The organism is Lactobacillus sp. B4015 (assembly GCF_026536055.1).
Lineage (GTDB): Bacteria > Bacillota > Bacilli > Lactobacillales > Lactobacillaceae > Lactobacillus > Lactobacillus panisapium.
The window spans coordinates 50,338-70,474 of the sequence record NZ_JAFNOY010000003.1; the positions used below are offsets into that span (position 1 = coordinate 50,338).

18 protein-coding genes are annotated in these 20,137 nt (G+C 38.2%); all 18 read left to right on the forward strand.

Annotation, left to right across the window (positions count from 1 at the left end; all coding sequences use genetic code 11):
• Nucleotides 1-13 precede the first annotated feature (13 nt).
• The 18 genes from J3U71_RS03520 to J3U71_RS03605 all read left to right on the forward strand — a co-directional run bounded on the left by J3U71_RS03520 (nucleotide 14) and on the right by J3U71_RS03605 (nucleotide 20,137).
• Nucleotides 14-400 carry a phage tail tube assembly chaperone gene (locus J3U71_RS03520; protein WP_267392741.1) on the forward strand — a complete coding sequence of 129 codons (387 nt, stop codon included), beginning with the start codon at nucleotides 14-16 and terminating at the stop codon, nucleotides 398-400.
• A 32-nt stretch (nucleotides 401-432) separates the two neighbouring features.
• Nucleotides 433-615 carry a hypothetical protein gene (locus tag J3U71_RS03525; protein WP_267392740.1) on the forward strand — a complete coding sequence of 61 codons (183 nt, stop codon included), beginning with the start codon at nucleotides 433-435 and terminating at the stop codon, nucleotides 613-615.
• Between the two features lie 18 nt (nucleotides 616-633).
• The gene (locus J3U71_RS03530; protein WP_267392739.1) at nucleotides 634-4,713 is read left to right on the forward strand and encodes an NlpC/P60 family protein; all 4,080 of its coding nucleotides are present in this window, start codon (nucleotides 634-636) and stop codon (nucleotides 4,711-4,713) included.
• Complete coding sequence (locus J3U71_RS03535) at nucleotides 4,703-5,464, forward strand: hypothetical protein (protein WP_220268262.1); 762 nt, start codon at nucleotides 4,703-4,705, stop codon at nucleotides 5,462-5,464. The genes J3U71_RS03530 and J3U71_RS03535 overlap by 11 nt, the downstream gene beginning before the upstream one ends.
• A complete protein-coding gene (locus J3U71_RS03540) occupies nucleotides 5,461-8,469 on the forward strand; it encodes a phage tail spike protein (protein ID WP_267392738.1) in 3,009 nt (1,002 codons plus the stop codon). The genes J3U71_RS03535 and J3U71_RS03540 overlap by 4 nt, the downstream gene beginning before the upstream one ends.
• A gap of 8 nt (nucleotides 8,470-8,477) precedes the next feature.
• On the forward strand, nucleotides 8,478-8,666 hold the full coding sequence (locus tag J3U71_RS03545; RefSeq protein WP_267392737.1) for a hypothetical protein: 189 nt from the start codon (nucleotides 8,478-8,480) through the stop codon (nucleotides 8,664-8,666).
• Nucleotides 8,626-10,332: a BppU family phage baseplate upper protein gene (locus tag J3U71_RS03550; protein ID WP_267392736.1), complete on the forward strand. Its 1,707-nt coding sequence runs from the start codon at nucleotides 8,626-8,628 to the stop codon at nucleotides 10,330-10,332. Before J3U71_RS03545 ends, J3U71_RS03550 begins: the two co-directional genes overlap by 41 nt.
• Complete coding sequence (locus tag J3U71_RS03555; protein ID WP_267392735.1) at nucleotides 10,329-11,384, forward strand: hypothetical protein; 1,056 nt, start codon at nucleotides 10,329-10,331, stop codon at nucleotides 11,382-11,384. Before J3U71_RS03550 ends, J3U71_RS03555 begins: the two co-directional genes overlap by 4 nt.
• Nucleotides 11,385-11,387: 3 nt before the next feature.
• Nucleotides 11,388-11,825: a hypothetical protein gene (locus tag J3U71_RS03560; RefSeq protein ID WP_267392734.1), complete on the forward strand. Its 438-nt coding sequence runs from the start codon at nucleotides 11,388-11,390 to the stop codon at nucleotides 11,823-11,825.
• Nucleotides 11,818-11,970 (forward strand): XkdX family protein, encoded by a 153-nt coding sequence (locus tag J3U71_RS03565; RefSeq protein WP_267392733.1) that lies wholly within the window; start codon nucleotides 11,818-11,820, stop codon nucleotides 11,968-11,970. Before J3U71_RS03560 ends, J3U71_RS03565 begins: the two co-directional genes overlap by 8 nt.
• On the forward strand, nucleotides 11,942-12,334 hold the full coding sequence (locus J3U71_RS03570) for a hypothetical protein (protein ID WP_267392732.1): 393 nt from the start codon (nucleotides 11,942-11,944) through the stop codon (nucleotides 12,332-12,334). The genes J3U71_RS03565 and J3U71_RS03570 overlap by 29 nt, the downstream gene beginning before the upstream one ends.
• Nucleotides 12,335-12,346: 12 nt before the next feature.
• Nucleotides 12,347-12,556 (forward strand): hypothetical protein, encoded by a 210-nt coding sequence (locus J3U71_RS03575; RefSeq protein WP_220219846.1) that lies wholly within the window; start codon nucleotides 12,347-12,349, stop codon nucleotides 12,554-12,556.
• Between the two features lie 28 nt (nucleotides 12,557-12,584).
• On the forward strand, nucleotides 12,585-12,995 hold the full coding sequence (locus J3U71_RS03580) for a phage holin, LLH family (RefSeq protein WP_267392731.1): 411 nt from the start codon (nucleotides 12,585-12,587) through the stop codon (nucleotides 12,993-12,995).
• Nucleotides 12,988-14,043 (forward strand): GH25 family lysozyme, encoded by a 1,056-nt coding sequence (locus tag J3U71_RS03585; protein ID WP_267392730.1) that lies wholly within the window; start codon nucleotides 12,988-12,990, stop codon nucleotides 14,041-14,043. Before J3U71_RS03580 ends, J3U71_RS03585 begins: the two co-directional genes overlap by 8 nt.
• 116 nt (nucleotides 14,044-14,159) lie before the next feature.
• The gene (locus J3U71_RS03590; protein WP_267392729.1) at nucleotides 14,160-14,534 is read left to right on the forward strand and encodes a hypothetical protein; all 375 of its coding nucleotides are present in this window, start codon (nucleotides 14,160-14,162) and stop codon (nucleotides 14,532-14,534) included.
• Nucleotides 14,535-14,845: 311 nt separating this feature from the next.
• The gene (locus tag J3U71_RS03595; protein WP_267392728.1) at nucleotides 14,846-16,003 is read left to right on the forward strand and encodes a cysteine desulfurase family protein; all 1,158 of its coding nucleotides are present in this window, start codon (nucleotides 14,846-14,848) and stop codon (nucleotides 16,001-16,003) included.
• A gap of 6 nt (nucleotides 16,004-16,009) precedes the next feature.
• Nucleotides 16,010-17,227: a tRNA uracil 4-sulfurtransferase ThiI gene (thiI, locus tag J3U71_RS03600; protein ID WP_267392727.1), complete on the forward strand. Its 1,218-nt coding sequence runs from the start codon at nucleotides 16,010-16,012 to the stop codon at nucleotides 17,225-17,227.
• 270 nt (nucleotides 17,228-17,497) lie between these two features.
• Nucleotides 17,498-20,137: a valine--tRNA ligase gene (locus J3U71_RS03605; RefSeq protein ID WP_267392726.1), complete on the forward strand. Its 2,640-nt coding sequence runs from the start codon at nucleotides 17,498-17,500 to the stop codon at nucleotides 20,135-20,137.

The following is a 20,137-nucleotide window of genomic DNA, read 5'->3' on the forward strand; positions in this document are numbered from 1 at the left end:
TAGGAGAGAATAAATGAAAAAGATCAAGATTAACCTTAAACCGTTGGTTGGAATAGACAGGAAGATAACTGTATTTCCCTCAATTAATCTAATGCTAGAAGCCCTAGATTTATCGGCAACTATAGAATCACACACTAATGGTAATAATGTATCTAGTATGGATGATATTAAGTCAACTAAAAAAGCTTTTACAACAATGCTTGATTTTATTCAAAAGGTTCTCAATCTCTCTGATAAAGAGATGGAATATTTCAAAAATCATAGCACGCCAGAAAAAGTGGGCGATGTTTTAGGCAGAATTGTGATGGTAATTAGAGGGACTGACCCAGAAACAGTTGAAAAAGTTGCTAAAAAACATGAACTACAACAAAAGGCAATGTCAAAAAACCCAAAAAAATAGCTGAGTTTACTTTGCAACAGAAAAAGGCTCTGATGCAGTTAAAAGATGAACGTGAAGATTTGCTTTATTTGATAAAGATGTTGCTGGCAGAAGGTGCTATGCCGTCAGAAGTTGGCAAGCAGAACTTTTACGACTTTTTAGAAGTTCTCAAAGCGCGACCGAAGGATAGACGGCCAGAATTAATTGATCCAATTGATGCAGTCATACATTTGTAGAGAGAGGGGTGCTGAAAAATGATTGAATTACAACATGATATGGCGTCACAGGTCTCTTTAGATGTAGACAGAGCAGTCAAAAGTTTTAAAACACTTACAAGTGCAGTTAATGCAAGTACATCTGAATGGAAAGCTAATGAGGCAGCAGCTAAACGTAATGGCGATGGTCAAAAAGCGCAGCAAATTAAAATTGAAGGCTTGACCAAGTCTATCAATTTGCAAAAAGCAAAGTTGGAGGACTTAAAGAAACAGCAAGCTGCTGTGGACACCTCTACTGAAAAAGGCACAAAACGCTATTATGACCTAACTAATCAGATTACCAAGACCAATGCCCAAATAAATAAGCAGTCTGATCAGTTAAGTAAAGCTAAATCGGGGATGACTTACTATACTAGCGGACTGGCAGACCTACAAAAGGGCTATAAGCAAGCCACGCAGCTGTCTCAATCTTACATTTCACGACTAGAAGCTGAAGGTAAAACTGAGGAAGCCAACCGAGCAAAATTAGATAGCTATCGTAATTCAGTCGATCACTTAAGCAAGCAGTTAGCAATTCAAGAGTCAGAATTGTCTAAAGTAGCAAGCGCTAATGGCAAAAACTCCGAAGCATATCAGCAACAGCAAATTCGTGTAAATAAGACTGCAACGAGTTTGGCCAAAGCCAAGACGCAATTAAACGACTTTTCGACAAGTCTTGAAAAACCACGTCCAATGGGCTTTTTTACAAAAATAAAAGCACAGTTGCATGGAACAGAAGATGCTGCTAAGGAAACTAAGACTAGTATTGGCGATATTGTAAAAGGTTCAGCTATTGGTACAGGAATTACTAATATTCTTGGCGGTCTTAGTTCAAGCTTAATGGACGCTGCTAAACAGGGCTTTAACCTTGCAAAATCAGGCAAAGAAATTAGCGAAAACTGGGAACACATTGGCGTTGCTAAAAAAGGTGTCAAAGAGTTAACTGGCCAAATTGGTGAGATACGTGGCGTCAGCAATGCAAGCGGTGCTGCAATTACTAAACTACAGACGGGGCTCTATGGGTTAACTAGTGGCAATATTAAGCAAACCAAAGCACTTACTAATGAGCTGTATGCTTTTGGTAAAGCTGGCGGTGCCAGTGAAGATCAAATAGTACAGGTTGGTGGCAAACTAACCCGTATTTTTTCAGCTGCTAAAGTAAATCTAGGAGCGTTTAACAAAACTTTCGCAACGATGCCAGGCTTAAAGGTTGCTATTCAAAAAGCAAGCGGTATGACCAAGTCAGCATTTAACGATGCTCTAGCTAATGGCAAAATTTCTGGTGCTCAAATGAAAAAATACATGCTCGAAGCTGCGAATGGCAGTGGCAAAGCATGGGAAAAATTCGGTGAAACAACCGAAGGCAAAATTGCCAAAACCAAGGGTACCTGGACAAACTTTACAGCTGCAGTCATGAAGCCCTTAGCTAATACCGCATTAGATGGCCTGAGCAAAGGCTTGGATCGGATAATTGGTAAAAACGGCAAGCTAAATGAAACCGGAAAGCATATCCAATCTATTGCAGGAGAACTTTCTAAAAACGTCGGTAAGAGCTTAATTAATGCCATTAACTTTATTGCCACGCATACAAACGCTGTAAAAGCAATGGGTGTTGCATTTGCCACCTACTTTGCCGTGTCCAAATTTATGGCAATGACTACCACGCTATCATTATTTGTTACCAGAATTCAAAAAGTTATCTCAGCAATTAGAGAATGGACTGTTGTTCAAAAATTACTAGACATTGTAATGAATGCTAACCCAATTGGTATCGCTGTTGCAGCAGTTGCAGCATTAGCAGCTGGTTTTATTCTTCTTTATAAAAATTGCAAGCCATTTAGGACTTTTATTAATGGCATTGGAAAGCAGATACAGAAAGCCTTTTCTAATGTTCCATCGATAATTAACAAAGTAATTAAGTGGTTTTCAAAATTATTTACCAACGTTAAATCCACGTTTAATAAAATTATAAAAAGTATTAAAAATGCTTGGAAGTCGGTCACAAAAGGATTTAATTCATTTAAAGCTGGTTTTAAAAAAAATTGGGATAAATTCTGGGATAAAATTCATGACACCGTAAAAAAAGTTTGGAATAAGATGCTGACAGCATTTAAGAGTTGGGGAAAAAGTATAAATTCCTTCTTAAATACTTTTAGTAAAGATTTCAAAAAAGTCTGGTCCGGTTTATGGTCTGGCGTAAAGTCAATCTTTAATAAAGCATGGTCGGGGATTAAAAGACTCGGTCGCAATGCAATGAATGGATTAATTGATATTGTAAATAGCGGTATTAGTGCTGTTAATAATGTCATTCATGCCTTTGGGGGCGGAAAGCAAACTATAAAATTGCTTGGCCATGTAAAACTAGCCACAGGTACTGACTCAATTCTAAAATCATTGAGTAATCCAATTACAAAGCCAGTAATTGCTACGCTTAATGACGGCAATGATAGCCCACAGACTGGCAACAAAGAGATGCTAGTTGATGAAAATGGCAATGCTGGAATTGTGCAAGGGCAGAATACTAAAGCGCTATTGTGGCCAGGGATGCATGTTATCAATGCTCGTGAAACGGCCATGCTTATGGGACTTAGTGGTGTCAAACATTTTTCAAAGGGTACCGATTCGATATTTGGACAAATTGGCAATGCTGTTGGAGGGTTTGTCAACGGAATTGGAAGTTGGGTAACTAAAACGGCTGGCAACTTAAAAAAATATTTTGACCTTGCCGTAAAAATTGTTAGCCATCCGATTAAGTATATCGAGAGTCTCTTTAAATGGACAGACTCAAAAGGCATTGGCGGTGCAATGACAGACCTGACCCACGGAGCTTTTAACAAGGCTCAAGACTCCGCAAAGAGCTGGTGGTCTGCACTGTGGCAAATGGCTGGCGGTGACCTTAATGGGTCAAGCTCCAAACTGCTAGAATTAGTAGAAAAATATGGTGAAGGGCACCAGTATTTTTGGGGTGCAGAAGGTCCAGACAAATTCGATTGTTCTGGCCTGGTCTTGTATGCTCTTAAGAAGGGCTTTGGCATCAATTTTCCGCATTATAGTGGTAGTCAATACTCTGAGACGCAGCATATTAGCAAAGCGCAGGCCAAAAGCGGTGACTTAGTATTCTGGGGCGATGGCGGAAGCGAACACGTTGGCGTTTATGCCGGAGGTAATCGCTACTTTAGCGCACAGTCGGTATCACAAGGGATTCATATGAATACCTTAGATTCTGTTGTTGGGTACGGTGCGCCTAAATTTGGGCGTGTAAAGGGACTAAAACAGGATAGTGGAGCTGATACTCATGCGACTAGTGATTTGCAGAAATATATCAGAAATCAAGTCGGTAACGGCTTTTTTAGTTTTATTAGCAAGTTAGGTTCAATGTTTGGCGGCGGAAAGCTTGGCGGTGGCCAGCCTAGCGGATCGCACAAAAACTGGTTAGCCGAGGCAGGTTTTAAACCAAGTGATTTTGGATATATTAGCTATATCGTGGATCATGAATCCGGCTGGAATCCGAGAGCTCAGAACCCCAATTCGCCAGCTTACGGTATACCGCAATCATTACCGGGTAATAAAATGGCAGCTGCTGGTAGTGACTGGCGGACAAACCCAATTACCCAATTACGCTGGATGAAGAAATATGTAAATGAACAATATGGTGGAGCTAGACAGGCTTATAACCATTGGTTGCAATTTCGTTCTTACGCAAATGGTGGTCTCGTTAATCAATATGGCCTTTATCAAGTGGCCGAGCAAAACAAGCCAGAAATGATAATTCCACTAGACACAAGCAAACGCAGTCGTGCTACTCAGCTGCTTGACGAGACAACCCGTATTGTTAAGGGCAACGATGAGTCAATTTTAAATTCTAATATCAAGAATGAACTTGAGACCATAATTACGGTACTTGGCTCCATTGCAAACCCTGAAAAGATTAATAAAGTCATTGATCAATTGCAACTACTGTCACAGAATCCGGTTAAGGTTGATACCAAAGTCAACCTTGATGGCAAAACTTTAGCGAAACAGTTAGAGAAATATCAAATAAGACGTGCACAAGGAGGCCAGGCACATTATGCGTTCTAATCAAAAAGGACAGATTATTTTTAGAAACCGCAGCAGTGCAGACTTTGGAATTTATTGTAAAACGCCAATAACAATACCAACGCCACAGCTGGATGTTACAGCGACTCACATTAATGGACGTAATGGTGATTTGCTGCAAGCGTATGAATCGTTTAAAAACATTGATTTAGTGATTGATGTTACGGTGTTTAAGCCTAGACAATACCCAAATTTGTATCAGTTAAAAAATGAAATAATTGATTGGCTAACCGGATTTGACTATGACTACCTAAAATTTAGTGAAAATCCCAATTGGGTTTTCGAAGCAATTGTAAGTACACCACCTAGTTTAGTTCCACTCATTGAAGATGGCGCTGAAGAGGAGTTAACGGGGCAGATCGCCTTTAATTGCAAGCCTTTGATGTTAAAAACGCCAAGTATTCGATGGCAAGAAGTAAAGCCAGTCGTGTATAACACCGAAAAAATGCCAGCGATGCCTGATTGGCACATAGTTGGCACGGGAAATGTTAAATTAACCGTTAATGGTTTAGATTATCAGTTCAATAGTGTTCAAAAAGAAGTATTTGTTGACGGCGAAAACTGTCAGGCTTATTCCATTGATGCCCAAGGAAACAAAGTTAACTGTAATTCGGACGTGATTTGGGAAAATAATGACGCCCCGGTTTTAGTAACTGGCAAGAATGTTATTAGTTGGACTGGTGACGGTATACCTCAAATTGAATATAAGCCAAAATTTAGGAGGCTTGCATGATTAAGTATTTACGATTCCCAATTTTGTTCAAAAATGTCAGTGATAGTTCTACAAACAACGGGATTGGTGCTTTAAGCGATGCAATAAAAGTTGAAGTTAATTGTGCAGCAAATGCAATTCAAACGCTATCAATGGAATACAGAATAGATGGCGTGTTAGCTAAAGAAATTAAAGGCGGAGAAGTTATCCTAGCAGATGCTTCTCCGGTTTTATTAAGACAGAAATTTCGAATTCAAGAAGCGACCAAAAGCCTAGATGTAATTAACGTTCAGGCGGTTGGAATTGCTTCAGATTTTACAAACAGGGTTATAACAAAAGATATTAGCTTGCCAAACATGTCGGCGAGCCAATGCTTTAATGCCTTACAAGACGCATTACCACCTTTAGAAAGTATACCAGGTGTTGAGTTCACCACTGATATTTCAGATTTGGCCAATATTAACTACACGGTTGACCAAAATTCTGATATGAGTGCAATCCTGATTGGTGATGATGCCGAAGGGGATGAAGCCACTCAATCAATGCAGACCTTGTATAAGGGTAATTGGGTTTTCGACAACTATCACTTATATTTGCTTAAAAATCCTGGAAAATACACTGGAGAAGTAATTAAGCATGGACGTGATATGGGCACTTTAGAAAACACTGATAACATTACTCAGTTATATACTGGAATTTTTCCATACGCAAAATATACTCCCACACCTAAAACGCCTTTACCAACTGATATGACTCAGGCAGGGGATGAATTAGATGGTATGGGAACAGTACAGTATCTTGGGAATGGTGATTTAACAACATTTGACAGCCCTTATCCAGGCCATAACGTAGTTGGTCATGTTCAGAATGGCCAGCATTTACAACTGGTTAGAAAAGTTGATGGTGGCAGTGATCCGGCACCGATGAACAACAACGACTGGTATATGTTATCGGATAATAGTTGGGTTGATGGTAATTTTATAACTTTTGACAAAAAAGGCGACTATATTGTTAATTCGGGAAATGGTCAAGGCCACACTACAACAGGGTCAGACTCAAAAGGAATTATATATAGTGAAAGTGGTACAGCCTCAGTTGCAATTGATGTTATTCACGTCTATCGGTCTCCATTCCAAGGCAAAGATCACTATCGCCTTGACTTCACATTCAAAAAAGGTGATCGAATTAATTACCGTCACATTGCAATTGATGAAAATGGCAACAAATGGTACGAAGTTGGAGTTAATGAGTGGGTCTATGGCCCACATTTGGCGTTTGGTCAAAAAAACAGCATTGTTTATTTGCCAGCTTCTGGCAAAACCTATGTCAAACCGGGTGCTATATGGTACGCAGTTCCAGGTACTGCTAATCAAGAGATAATTCGTGAAGGCTATTACAGCATTCTTGGTCAGGCTACAGTTGGCAGCGATACTTATTATAAGCTTTCGTCTACAAAGTGGGTTAAGTCGTCAGATTGTGATTTTAGCCATAAAAAAACGGCTAAACCAAAAAAGCCAAATGATTATGTTAGCCATGAGGCCAGCAATACTGGAAGAATTGCTCTGCATGATAAACCATGCGGTTCAATAATTAGCGATACAATACCGGCCAAACAACAGGTTCAAGTCAATGCAACAGCTGATTGTAACGGTGAGAGCTGGAGTCAGATAACCTGGAACGGCAAGACTGGTTGGGTGCCCAGTTCAGCGCTAGATTACAGCGCTGATGATGACGTTGAACCTAATTGGGGAGCTGATAATACTAATGATGATGAAGAAATAGATACCGATGCGCAACAAGAAATTTACGTGACACTCCCAGACAGTATTGTTTACTCTGATAATCAAATTGGCCATGAGTTTCAACGTATTAAAACCGTTGACTTAAGTCAATACTGGACGCCTAACAATGACAATGATTCGGGTGCGCCAACAGCCGATGATATTGCTCAGTTGCAGAGCTTGGCTGAAGCCTATATTAAAGAGTATAGGATAGGCCTACCTGACCCTTCATGTACTCTAACTGAACAGCAAGTTGGCAAGATTGAGCAGGCTAACCTGTACGACTATGTTGGGGTTGATTACGAAAACATAGGCGTCAGGGTTACAGCCAGAGTTACTAACACAACATTTGACTCTTTAGGCCATAAGTATATTTCAAAAACAATTGGTAGCTTGCCGGTTAATTATGAACATGTGTTATTACAGACGGCCAATAGCAATGCCAATGCTAAATTTGGACGGGCAAACAGCAAGTTCCAAGCCCAAAGTGATTTGATCACTGCTATACACAAGGCACTTAAACAAGAGGGTGCTGACCGATTAAGTGCTGAAAAAAATATTGCTAAAGAAATTGGTGTTATTACAGATGACTTTAACGGTTTGAAAGGCCGAGCAGATGAATTCGACAAAGATTTAGTTGACATCAACCATCAGTTTAATGACGTGCAAAGCTGGATAGAATCAGGCGGCTCTGCAATATTGCAATTTGTAGACGCATCTGGCACTCAAACGTACAAAAATCCAGTTGAAATTCGTGCACTCAATAGTGATGGCTCTTATATGCGCTTTAACAGTAACGGGTTGGAATATGTCAATAGTTCTGGCTATGCAGATGCTGCGATTGACAGCCGTGGTAATGTAATAGCCTCACATCTAACAGCTGATACTATTCAAGCTTTAAATGTTAGGGCATTTCAATTGGAGGGTGCGCTTTACTGCAAGACGGCAGACGGAAGTATGGCCGTTTATGTAGGTACAGATAGTCCAGGACAGCTTTACCCACAAAATGGTGGACATGCTATCTGGGTTAAATCTGACAATTACATTTCAATGCTTTCATCTGGACAAGTAGAAATCAGTGACGGCAGTCATGTGACTAGTATTGGTCCTAATTCTGGTGTCATTGGCGATAGCACCATTATTACAGAGTCTAACTTAAGAGCATATGCTGGACCATATTACACGACCGAGTCAGAGGTGCGCTCAATAGTTCGAGACATGGTGCCGTCTAAATATAGAAATTAGGTGAAGAAATGAGTGATGAAGTAGTTAATATTCTAGCCGGTAACATTGCTAATCAAGCGATAACCATAGCAAAACAACAAAGCGAGATCAATCAATTGAAAAGTCTTTTGGTTAAAGCAAATGAAAATTTGGAAAAAAATAAGGAAGTGATAGCTGATGAGCATACCAATTCTAACGCTCGCAACGGACAAAAATAGCACTACTGTTGATGCTGACAGAATTACTATTAGGCAAAGCGAAGCGGGTTTGGTAATTAACGCTAATATCATTGATGCTGATAATAACGCTTATAATCTAACCAATTGCAAAGTCTTTTTTGGCGAAAATAAAGATGGCGGCAAGATGGTAGACGATGAGGATGTTGAAATTGTCGACAGAATCGGTGGGCAGATTAAGTACAAACTTAACACGGCGGTTTATCAGGAGTCTGGAGATGCTTGGTTTGAAATTACTGACAATACTAACAAATTGATTGACACTACAACTAATTTTCATATTGATGTCATCAAACAGGCCAATTTGCCAGTTGAAAATGAAAACTACTGGTCCCGAGCGGAAAACATGCTAATCCACGTTCAGGCTTTCGTGCAAAAAGTTGAAAACGATTTTAATTCAAATATTGCCAATAACGATAGTCAATTAAACGATTTGGTTAAAAAGTTTAACCAGCAGCTAGAAAATTACGAAAAAGAATTAGCTGATTATGATAGTAAATATCAAAAACTGTCTAATGATTGGGCGGATGAGTTAGGCAAAATTAAGGCTAACGCAAATGATCAGCTTAGTTCATTAAAATCAGATTACGATGCGCAAAAGAAAGCCATCCAATCCGCTGCGGATAATCAACTGTCTGCTAATAAAACAGCCAGTGATAAAGCAATTGCTCAAATTGAGACTGACAAACAAGCTGCAATTAAGCAGGCTAATACCGATTTTCAAAACAAATTAGCAAGTATTCAATCTAATTACAACACTTGGAAAGCCAATGCAATTGATGACTTTCAAAGTCAGATTAATAAGCTTGCTAGCGAACTGAAAAACGATGAGGATGCTCAAGCTAAATTACAGCAAGCCATTGATTCTGCAAATAAGGCTATTGCCAATATCAACAATGTTGATTTTACTAAATTTGCACATTTAAGCGATTTAGAAAACTATTATGATAAAGAAACCATGGACCAAAAGCTTGCTCAAGCTGGTAAGTTAAAGCAAATTAGTGTTAACGGTGGTGATCCAATTAACCCGGACGCAGACGGTGTAGCTAAGCTAAATATACCGCAGCCTGATTTATCAGATTTAGAAACTAAGACAGATGCTAAAACTGCACATGATACTCTAACCGCTGATATTGCTAAACGGGTTTTGTCTATCAATGACGTCATGGCTGATAAAGATGGTAAGGTGGTATTGCCTGACTTTAATCATCCAACAAAGATTTTTAAAGATGCTAAAGTTGATCCGAACACACTAACCACTACAGGTATTTATGAGCTGAAAAACTCTGACATGCAGATTAGCTTAGACAGCTTACCGGGCTTCACACAGACTAATGCGACATATGGTTACATTTTGGTTGTTAATAACGCCGCTCTTGATAACACATTTCAGGTAATCATTTGCCGGCAAATGCAGGATTTTGTTTTAGATTATAGATACATTAATAAGACTTATAATGACTATCCTAAATTCAATCGGTTGATTAATACACAAGATTTAAGTAATGTGCAAAATCAGATGATTGAAATGAAACAGTCGATGATGAGATCATGGACTGGCACATTAACGCAGTATCAGGCATTAACGAACTATGACCCAATGACAATCTACTTTATCTTAAGCGACTACGAGGTGGTGGTTAAATGACATTAAGTAATATTTTTTTCGGCAAGAAAGTAGTTCAACAAGCATATCTCAACAATGCGCTAATTTACCAGTCGAAAGGTTGGGAGACATTGCCAAGCACTTGCAGTGAAGTGTGGACGAAAGAATTGGGTATGGTAGATGCAGACACAATTAATCAATGTATGATTGATACAAATAACAATATTTATGTGCTAACACATTACAAAGTTTTTAAATTAAATTCCGAGGGCACTTTAATCTGGTCCAAAAAATTTGCCGATATTCAGCGAATTGCAATTGATACTGATAATGATGTCTATATAACCTTTGCAGATACTAATTATTCATATATAGCTAACTTAGATAATAATGGAAATATTGAAAATAAATTTAAAGCGAGTGGCTATTTATGCAATGTAATAACTAATTTTACCGTAGATGATAATTATTTTTATTTATCAGGTAATTATAATAATGATACTAATCGTTGGTTTTATGAGATTGATAAACAAGGAAAATTAATTAAACAAGCTTCTTTAAATCTAGACAGATCAACTTTAGTTGCAAACGATTCATTTTTATACGCAGGATTGGGAAATCAATTAATAAAAATAGATAAAAGCAATATATCCAACTATTCCCCCTTATGCACAACACCATCTAGTTATACCGTTGGTAACGTTGTCTTAGATGGAATTGGAAATGCTATTTTTACCGATATATATGGATCAGTCTATAAATATGATTTTAAAAATAATGTAGTAACTAAATACAGTCGAAAAATAGTAGATTCTAATCCCACTATTGCCTTAGATTATCAAAAAAATCTCTACTTTATTTCAGACGAATCAAATGGTGCAGGTAATATATTGGGTTTAATAAAATATAGTTCTGATGGTACTTTGATTTTTGATACACAAATTTTAACTAATCAAAATAAGTCAATGTTCCACGGTAAATTAGATGTCGATAATAATGGCAACATTTATTATTTATATAATAAATATAATAGTGACTTAAATTATAGTTTAACGGTCAAAAAACTAATTAATATCGAAAAGAAAGGAAATTAAACAATGGCTGAATGGCAAGACGATTTAAAACAACAAGAAAAATTAGTGGATGAAACAGGCTACTTCAAGCAGATCGTTTACGTTTCAAATGATCAATTTGACTGTTTACCTATTCCGATTCCGGCAAAACTAAATGCTGATTTTGCATATCCTTTTATTGCAAAAGAACCAACCGGTATGAACAATCCAAAATATGATTGGACAAAACACGTGTGGGTTGACCAGGATGCTGCAAATACCAGCGTCCGCTTAACGAATGCTGAAAAAGCAATTCAAACGGCTCAAGAGCAGGCTACATCAGCAACTAATGAAAATAAGGACTTAAAGAATAGTTTAGATGATATTGCTAAAAGCCAAACTGAGCAATCAAAACAGATGGCACAGATGTTGCAATTGTTAGCGCCTGCTGTTGTTAAAAATGGAGGTAACACTAATGCTTAATATCTTTAAAAATTTAGCAACACAATTTTATAATGCAGGTTGGTATGACAAAACAATTATTGCATCTTTTGTTCAAGTAGGAGCACTAACAGCTGATGATTATCAAGAGATTACGGGTGAAAAATATGCTACGCCGAATGCTTAATAATGTTAGCAATAACTTCGAACAAGCGTTAGCCAGTGTGGCTGTTATTGCAATTGGTGCATCCCTCTGGATTGATCGCAATTATTTTTTCTGGCCACCTGAACTGACTAGTACCATGAATGATCAAAGAATAGACATTACAATTTTAATATTGGGTATAGGTCTATTGATTTCAGCTTTGATTGATAATAAAAGTAAATTTTGGCAGCATCTACTATTAATCTTATGTGGCGCTGCTATTTTTATGCTCGCATTAACGCAATTATGGCATGCATTTTTAGGTGGACAAATGCGGATGGCACATCCAGTTATTGGCGATTTCGTTATTTTTTGTTTAATCGTGAGAGCAGCATATAAAAGTTAGGAGGGTGATCACTTGCATGATTTAATCAATTTGCTACAAGTGATCGGCGGCTTTGTTGGTGCATTTGCAACAGCACTAGCCGTTACCCACAAATCTAATAAAGCAGATTACGAAGCAATTATTAAGGAACTGACAGCAGAAAGGGATGAGTTTAAAAAGGATTACTACAAGCAAAAAGAAAAAACAGAAAAGCTAGAAGAAGAATTGAGAAAGCGCCAATAGGCGTTATTTTTTTGGAGGAAATTAAAAAATGAGCGTTAAAGAAATTTTTGATATGATCTATGCATTACTAATTGTTGTTGCAATCATTGCTTACAGCGTAGTTAGACTATATAGTTTAAAACATGAAATCAAAAATAAGTGGATTGCACAGATTCCTGATTTAGCGGCCGGTTTTGTTCATGAAGCTGAAACTACTGGTGGCAATGGTACCGCTAAGATGGATATTGTAGTAACTAGCGTATGCAATATTTTGCGAAACTCTGGTATAAAAATCACTCCTGATATTGAATCGGCAATTAAGGCGTTCGCAGAAAAAGAAGTGGCCAAAATGAATGCTGCTAAACCAGCTTCTAACAATTCAGATGAAGCTCAATCCGTTGATGATTTTGATGAGTCAAAAGTGATCGACAACGTTAAAGGCTCTGATACCAATGCTTAACGTGATTGACGTTTCAAATAACAACGGTGGTCTTAATGTGGCCAATGTTAAAGCGGATGGCGTTATTGCTAAGGCAACGGAAAATAACAACTTCACTGATGGATTAATGCCAGTGTTTATGAGTCAGGCTAAAAACTCTGGAAAACTGACAGGGCTCTACCACTTTGCTCGGCCAGGTAGCTGGCAGGTACAAGCCGATTATTTTCTAAGGTCAGCTAAACCATATCTTAAACATTCAATTATTGTGTTAGATTATGAAAGTACTGTTGTAACCTATGGTGGTGTACAATGGGCACTTGATTGGCTTGATTATGTTTATAAACAGACCGGTATTAAACCAATGATCTATTTAGGATTGGCTGATGAAAACTATTACAATTGGTCGTCGGTGGCTAAAAAATACAGTGTCTGGATAGCACAGTATAACGACATGGCTCCACATTATGGTTTTAAACCACGTGATTTATACGGAATTGTGCGTCATTGGAATAAAATGGCCATGTTTCAATACACGGCAAATGGCCGTCTAAATGGTTACAACGGCCCACTGGATTTAGATATTTACTATGGCAGTAAAAATGACTGGGATAAGCACAAAAACAACGACAAAGGAGTTGACAACAAGTTAATGGATTGGAAAATCAAAGTACCTGTTACTGCGTATGGCGGTTTCTTGGTAACAAAAAAGAAAGGCGCTACATTATGGGCAGGACCTAACAATGATAAGAAATTAGGCATGTTAAATTACAATAAAACTATCGAAATTATGGGTTATGAAAAAGGGTTTTATAAAACCAAAAAAGGTTATATTGACCCTCGAACTGGGGTTGTTAAACGCAATCCTTTATTAGACAACCCTGATATTCATTCCGTAATTGAAGTTACTGGCAATGCTAAAGGCCACGCCGAAGCAGATGGTCCAGTAACTGGACGCAAATTCGCCAAGGGTTCACGTTATAAAGCCTATAAATTACGCAAGGGTTATTTGCTAATTGGAGCAGGCAATGATAAATGGATTAATGGTGACAAAGTAAAAATTATTTTGTAAAACAATATATTATTAACTATCTTTTTTCTATCGAATAAAGCCACTCTAGGAAAAACTAGGGTGGCTATTTTTTTGTGCTATAATAAATGCAAACTAGTGTTTGCAGAGGGATAAAAATGCGCAAAAAATACAATCAAAAAGAGTTTGATCAGATCCTTGATGATTTTTTTAAAACTTATCAAGACCGGGGGATGAAAAAATGGCAGGGTCTAATGCTAAGCGACCACACTGCAGCTATTAATAGAGATAAGCAGCAGAGAGCAGTGGTATATTCTAAAAAGCCGACTATGTCAAAAGAGCAGGCAAGTGAGCTATTAATAACGGCTTACTCTAATCATAAGCAAGTTTCTGTTCAATTAAAAGAATTAGACATTGATAATCGTGTCCAACCGGACATAATTGGACATGTGCAAGGTTATTTTCTCGATAAGATCGTGATTTCAGGATCTAAGATAGAATTAAGCAATATCAATCACGTTGAGCTGATATAATTATCTGTGGGAGTAATTTTCCCAACTTCCTTTTTTTAGCTATGACACAAAAACCTAGATTAATTTCTAGGCTTTTTGTTTATCCTGCTTATACGCGTTAATTTATAAATTTGTAATAGGCCATTAAAATGATAGAATAACTAATGGCAAAGTTTTCCAATGACTTCAAAATATTTAACAATTTTGGGGACACAAAAGGGACAAAAATATCGATTTTTTACGAATTTAAACGAATTTAAGCGAAGCAAAAATACCTGAAAGAGTTGATGTTGAGCAAAAAAATCAGATATACATGGAGATGATTTTATTAAATGATTTATTTTGACAATAGTGCAACGACTAAAATTGATCCGTCTGTTTTAAGTACCTATGATCAAGTCGCGCAAACTATTTGGGGCAATCCGTCAAGTTTGCACAAATTAGGTGACCGGGCGTTTCAATTATTAGAAAGCTCCCGAAAACAAATCGCTAGTTTATTAGGAACACAAACCGAGGAAATCTTTTTTACTTCTGGTGGAACTGAATCTAATAATTTGGCGATTAAAGGGACGGCTTTTCAGAAAAGAAAATTTGGCAAACACTTGATAACTTCTAGTGTTGAACATGCGTCTGTCACAAATGCTTTTAATACTTTGGAGTACCTCGGCTTTCGGGTTACGCACTTGCCAGTTGATAAACAAGGGCGAGTTAATGTCAACGACCTTCGCAATGCAATTGATTCAGATACTACCTTAGTTTCAATAATGGGTGTTAATAATGAAATTGGCACCATTCAGCCAATTGATGAGATTAGCGATCTGTTAAGCAATTATCCGACTATCAATTTTCATGTAGATAATGTTCAGGCATTAGGCAAAAATATTTGGTCACGTGTATTCACCCCGCGGGTCGATTTTTCCAGTCTTTCGGCGCATAAATTCCACGGACCACGCGGCATTGGCGTTTTCTATAAAAGAGAAGGTAAGATGCTTGCACCCCTTCACGATGGTGGAGGGCAAGAAAAAGGCATGCGTTCAGGAACCGAAAATTTACCGGCAATTGCGGCAATGGCGAAAGCGATGCGTTTAGTCTTAACTGATGAAAAAACTAAGGCTGATAAAGAAGCAGCAATTAAAGCTAAAATTGTTGATTATCTGCAAAAAAAGCCAGGAATTAAAATATTTTCACCAGTTAACGATAATTTTGCTCCGCACATTTTATGCTTTTCACTAGAAGGCATTCGGGGCGAAACACTTGTCCATACTTTGGAAGAACATGATATTTATACTTCCACAACCTCTGCTTGTGCTTCAACCAAGGTAGATGAGGCAAGTACTCTTATTGCTATGCATATTGATGATAAAATCGCGACTAGTGCCATTAGGCTGAGCTTTGACGAAACAAATACACTTGAAGAAGCGGATGAATTTATCGCGGTTTTTGACCAGATTTACCGTCACTTTGCTCGAATTAATCATTTAGGAGAATAATTTTTAATGAAATATACTGAAGTTATGGTTCGCTATGGTGAACTTTCAACTAAGGGAAAAAATCGCAAAGATTTTATTGGTCGTTTGGCTGGTAATGTTACCAAAGTATTGCGCGACTATCCGCAAGTTGAGATTCACCCTAAACATGACAGAATGCACATCGTATTGAATGGTGCACCATTTGAAGAAATAGACCAACATTTGAAAAAAGTGTTTGGCATCCAGACATATTCACCGACAATTAAGGTTGATAAAACGCTTGAGGCAATTGAAGAAACTGCTCTTGCCTTGATGAAAGAAATTTACCAAAAAGGCATGACATTTAAAGTCAATACCAAGCGTAGTGATCATCATTTTGCTTATGATACCAATGAATTAAATTTAATGATTGGTGATTATCTTTTTGACCATATGTCTGATTTAAAAGTTGAAATGAAACATCCTGATCTTGTTTTACGTATAGAGGTTCGCCAGGACGCAGTCTATCTTTCAAACCAATTATTGCGCGGTGCAGGCGGAATGCCTGTTGGAACAGGTGGGCGTGCTGTTATGATGCTTTCTGGTGGGATTGATTCTCCTGTCGCATCGTATCTTGCCTTAAAACGTGGCGTTGATATTGAAATGGTCCACTTTTACAGTCCGCCTTATACGACAGAGAAGGCTTTGAATAAGGCCAAGGAGTTAACAGGAATTTTGGCTAATTATGCCGGACGAATTAACTTTATTGCTGTTCCGTTTGCGGAAATTCAAGAAATAATTAAAGAAAAAATTCCTGAAGGTTACTTAATGACGGTTCAGCGCCGCTTTATGTTGCGACTGGCTGACCAAATTCGGGCAAAAAGAAAAGACCTAGCAATTTTCAACGGTGAATCTGTTGGTCAAGTTGCTTCGCAAACGCTTGAATCAATGACGGCCATTAATGATGTAACAACGACTCCCGTATTGCGTCCCGTTGCTACGATGGATAAAACAGAGATTATTAGTTTAGCTGAAAAAATTGGAACATTTGACTTATCAATTCAACCATTTGAAGACTGTTGTACAATTTTTGCTCCACCACGTCCTAAAACTAAGCCTAGACTTGATAAGGCACGGGAATATGAAGCTCGGCTTGATGTTGATGGCTTAATTCAGCGTGCGCTTGCTGGTATTAAAGTAACGCCAATTTATCCTGACGAAAAGTTCTTGGCTGATAAAGCCGAAGAAGATACTGCACTACTTTAAAAAACATGTTATAATGCTAGCAAAGCAAAAATCAAGAGGTATTAACCTTATAAATAGAGAAAGGCCCAATGTTGGTGAAAGGCCGAATGAAGGTTAATTGGTAGCTTGATTAAGCTGGTTAGCTGAACTATTAGTAGGCTAATCCGGTAAGTTCACCGTTATCACTTTCAAGAGAAGCAAGTTTTAACTTGCTTAACCTTAGGTGGTACCGCGGTTAATTTAGATCGTCCTAGACAATTTGTCTAGGATTTTTTTATTGGGAGAAAAATTATGTCAGATTTAGCACCTAAATATGATCCCCATGAGGTTGAAGAAGGCCGGTATCAAGAATGGCTTGATCAAGATCTTTTTAAACCTTCTGGAGATAAAAAAGCTCACCCTTATTCAATTGTTATTCCTCCACCCAATGTTACTGGTAAGCTGCATTTGGGTCATGCTTGGGATACAGCGATTCAAGACACTTTAATAAGATATAAACGAATGCAAGGTTATGACACACTCTATTTGCCCGGAATGGATCATGCCGGAATTGCTACACAGGCTAAAGTTGAGGCAAAACTGCGTAAGCAGGGCAAAGACCGTCATCAGATGGGCAGAGAAGCTTTCGTTAAGCAAGTTTGGGACTGGAAAGATGAATACGCCAATATTATTAAGAGTCAATGGGCAAAGATGGGCTTGTCACTTGACTATTCTCGCGAACGGTTCACTTTAGATGAAGGCTTGTCCAAAGCGGTTCGGCGGGTTTTCGTTCAACTATACAACGAAGGATTAATTTATCGTGGTGAATATATCATTAATTGGGATCCAGAGCTGCAAACGGCACTGAGTGATATTGAAGTTATTCACCAAGACGATAAAGGTGCTTTTTATCACATTAAATATCCATTTGCCGATGGTTCTGGGTTTGTTGAAATTGCAACTACTCGTCCAGAAACCATGTTTGGTGATACTGCTGTTGCGGTAGCTCATGGAGATGAACGATACAAAGATATTGTTGGTAAAGAATTGATTTTGCCACTTGTTGGCCGTCATATTCCGATTATTGAAGATCAACATGTTGATCCGGAATTTGGAACTGGTTTAGTAAAGATTACACCAGCTCACGATCCGAATGACTTTGCCGTAGGCAATCGTCACAATTTGAAGCGAATTAATGTCATGAATGATGACGGTACGATGAACGAAAATGCTGGTAAATACGAAGGCATGGATCGTTTCGAATGTCGTGAAGCAGTTGTCAAAGATTTAAAAGATCAAGGCTATTTAATTAAAGTTAAGCCAATTGTTCACTCTGTTGGTCACTCAGAGCGTTCTGGTGTTCAAGTTGAGCCGCGTCTGTCTACTCAATGGTTCGTTAAAATGAAGCCGTTAGCAGAAAAGGCATTGCAAAATCAGGAAACTGAAAATAAAGTGACATTTATACCTGAAAGATTTGAGCAGGCTTTTAAACAATGGATGGAGAATGTTCATGATTGGGTAATTTCGCGCCAGTTATGGTGGGGGCACCAAATTCCAGCTTGGTATAACAAAAAAACTGGTGAAATATACGTTGGCGAGCATGAACCAAAGGATAGCGAAAATTGGGAGCAAGACCCAGATGTTCTAGATACTTGGTTTTCAAGCGCATTATGGCCATTTTCAACGATGGGCTGGCCTGATGAAAATTCTGCTGATTACCAACGCTATTTCCCGACAAATACTCTAGTCACTGGTTACGATATTTTGCCTTTCTGGGTTTCACGTATGATTTTCCAAAGTCTTCATTTTACCAAGAAACGTCCGTTTAAAGATGTTGTTCTCCACGGCTTAATTCGTGATGAACAAGGCAGAAAGATGAGTAAATCGCTCGGTAACGGTGTTGATCCGATGGATGTTGTTGATCAATACGGCGCAGATGCCCTAAGATGGTTTTTACTTAATGGAACTGCTCCAGGCCAAGATACACGTTATAACCCTAAGAAGCTTGCTTCGGCATGGAATTTTATTAATAAAATTTGGAATGCCGCACGGTTTGTAATTATGAACTTGCCAGCAAATGCCAAGCCAGCTCATATCCCAGATACTGCCAATTTTGACCTGGCAGACAGTTGGATTTTCGACCGCTTAAATCACACTGTTAGTGAAGTTATTCGGTTGTTTGATGAGTATAAATTTGGTGAGGCTGGTCGAGAATTATACAACTTTATCTGGAATGACTTTTGTGACTGGTATATTGAAATCTCAAAAGTTGCTTTAAACAGTGAAAATGAAGAACTGAAGACAAGAAAGCAAGCTAACCTCGTTTGGATTCTTGACCAAACTTTGCGACTTTTGCACCCAATTATGCCGTTTGTTACTGAAAAACTTTGGCTGTCAATGCCGCATGATGGTCAGTCAATCATGACTGCTAAATATCCAGAAGTACACTCAGAATTTGCTAATGAAAAAGCAGATCATGATATGGCTTTCTTAATTGAAGTGATCAAGGCTGTTCGGAACATCCGTACTGAAGTTAATGCCCCATTATCATCACCAATTGACATCATGATTCAACTTGAAGATGCCAAAAACGAACAAATTCTGACTGATAATGAAGAGTACGTTAAGAACTTTTTGCACCCGAAGAAGTTGACTATTGCAACTGAACTTGCTGCACCAAAATTAGCTAAGACAGCAGTTATTTCAGGAGCACAAATCTTTGTTCCATTAGCTGATTTGGTTAACATTGACGATGAAATCAAGCGAATGGAAAAAGAAGAAAAAGATCTGGTTAGTGAAGTTGAGCGTTCAACCAAGAAGCTGAGCAATCAAGGCTTTGTTGCCCATGCTCCTGAAGCTGTTATCGACAAAGAAAAAGCTAAAAAAGCTGATTATGAAAGCCAACTTGACAGTGTTCGCCAGAGAATTGAAGAATTGAAAAAGAGTGAATAA